Here is a 935-nt window from a genome sequence, read left to right on the forward strand (position 1 = left end):
GATAAGATTTCCCACCGTAAGGGTAAGACCCCAGGAAGACTACCTGGTTGATAGGTCGGAGGTGGAAGTGCAGTAATGTATGTAGCTTACCGATACTAATAGGTCGAGGACTTGACCAAACTTAAATGATTAAATCATAAATGATATGTAGTTTTCAGAGTATTAACTTAACTTTTTTCAGAAAAACTTTCTAAAAAAAGTTGATAAAAGGTGTTGACATTTAAAAATAAAAATGTTAATATAATACTTGTCCGACACGGAAGTGTTAAAAAAGAAATGTGGTTATTATAGCAAAGAGGATACACCTGTTCCCATTCCGAACACAGAAGTTAAGCTCTTTAGCGCTGATGGTACTCGGAGGGCAACCTCCCGGGAGAGTAAGACGTAGCCACGTACATGGCCCATTGGTCAAGCGGTCAAGACACCGCCCTTTCACGGCGGTAACAGGGGTTCGATTCCCCTATGGGTCACCAATTAAATATGCGGGTGTAGCTCAATGGTAGAGTTCCGGCCTTCCAAGCCGGCTGTGAGGGTTCGATCCCCTTCACCCGCTCCAGATTAAACTTATGGGACTATAGCTCAGCTGGGAGAGCACCTGCCTTACAAGCAGGGGGTCACAGGTTCGAGCCCTGTTAGTCCCACCATTTGCGGCCTGGTAGTTCAGCTGGTTAGAATGCCAGCCTGTCACGCTGGAGGTCGAGGGTTCGAGTCCCTTCCAGGTCGCCAATAAAATATGGGAGTATGGCTCAGTTGGTAGAGCAAATGACTGTTAATCATTGGGTCACAGGTTCGAGTCCTGTTACTCCCGCCAATAATATGGGAATATGGCTCAGTTGGTAGAGCAAATGACTGTTAATCATTGGGTCACAGGTTCGAGTCCTGTTATTCCCGCCAATATGCTGGTGTGGCTCAACGGTAGAGCAGCTGACTTGTAA

General features: G+C 46.1%; 6 tRNA genes and 2 rRNA genes. All 8 read left to right on the top strand.

Annotation, left to right across the window (positions count from 1 at the left end):
• Nucleotides 1–119 (top strand): 23S ribosomal RNA (locus H8923_RS17025); the annotation flags it as partial.
• A gap of 158 nt (nt 120–277) precedes the next feature.
• A 5S ribosomal RNA gene (gene rrf / locus H8923_RS17030) occupies nt 278–394 on the top strand.
• Nucleotides 395–398: 4 nt separating this feature from the next.
• A tRNA-Glu gene (locus H8923_RS17035) sits at nt 399–473 on the top strand.
• Between the two features lie 9 nt (nt 474–482).
• Nucleotides 483–556: transfer RNA gene (locus tag H8923_RS17040), tRNA-Gly, on the top strand.
• Between the two features lie 12 nt (nt 557–568).
• Nucleotides 569–644 (top strand) — tRNA-Val (locus H8923_RS17045).
• Nucleotides 645–649: 5 nt separating this feature from the next.
• A tRNA-Asp gene (locus H8923_RS17050) sits at nt 650–726 on the top strand.
• A gap of 9 nt (nt 727–735) precedes the next feature.
• Nucleotides 736–811, top strand: a tRNA-Asn gene (locus tag H8923_RS17055).
• A gap of 7 nt (nt 812–818) precedes the next feature.
• Nucleotides 819–894, top strand: a tRNA-Asn gene (locus H8923_RS17060).
• The last annotated feature ends 41 nt before the right edge of the window (nt 895–935 follow it).

Source organism: Romboutsia faecis, assembly GCF_014323405.1.
Taxonomy (GTDB): Bacteria; Bacillota; Clostridia; order Peptostreptococcales; family Peptostreptococcaceae; genus Romboutsia_E; species Romboutsia_E faecis.